The following is a 719-nucleotide window of genomic DNA, read 5'->3' on the forward strand; positions in this document are numbered from 1 at the left end:
ACGGGCACCTGCTTTGCCGAGGTGGGCATCGACGTGACCTGCATCGACATCGACTCCAAGAAGATAGACAACCTCAAGCAGGGCATCCTGCCCATATACGAGCCCGGCCTGGAGGAGATGGTGACGCGCAACGCCCAGAAAGAGCGCCTCTCCTTCTCCACCAGCCTTGCCGACAGTGTGCAGGGCTGCCAAGTGGCCTTCATCGCCGTGGGCACGCCCCCGGGCGAGGACGGCTCTGCCGACCTGAAGTACGTGCTGGCCGTGGCCCGCGAGATCGGCCGCTCCATGAGTGACTACCTGGTGGTGGTGACCAAGAGCACCGTGCCGGTGGGCACGGCGGGCAAGGTGCGCCAGGCCATCCGGGAGGAGCTCGAGGCCCGCGGCGAGGACATCGCCTTCGACGTGGCCTCCAACCCCGAGTTTTTGAAGGAGGGGGCCGCCATCGACGACTTCCTCAAGCCCGACCGCATCGTGGTGGGCGTGGACTCAGAGCGCGCCGAGCAGGTGATGTCAAAGCTCTACAAGCCGTTTTTGATGAACGGCCACCCCTTGATATTCATGGACATCCCCTCGGCGGAGATGACCAAGTACGCGGCCAACGCCATGCTGGCCACCAAGATCTCGTTCATGAACGACATCGCCAACCTGTGCGAGATCATGGGCGCCGACGTGAACATGGTGCGCCGCGGCATCGGCTCGGACGCCCGCATCGGCAACAA

1 protein-coding gene is annotated in these 719 nt (G+C 64.1%); it reads left to right on the forward strand.

Going from position 1 to position 719, the window contains the following annotated elements:
* Positions 1 to 719: UDP-glucose/GDP-mannose dehydrogenase family protein (locus tag I0P70_RS21645; RefSeq protein WP_196121137.1), on the forward strand; the 719-nt coding region annotated here is incomplete at both ends.

The sequence above is a fragment of the Pontibacter sp. FD36 genome, assembly GCF_015686655.1.
In the GTDB taxonomy this organism is placed as follows: domain Bacteria; phylum Bacteroidota; class Bacteroidia; order Cytophagales; family Hymenobacteraceae; genus Pontibacter.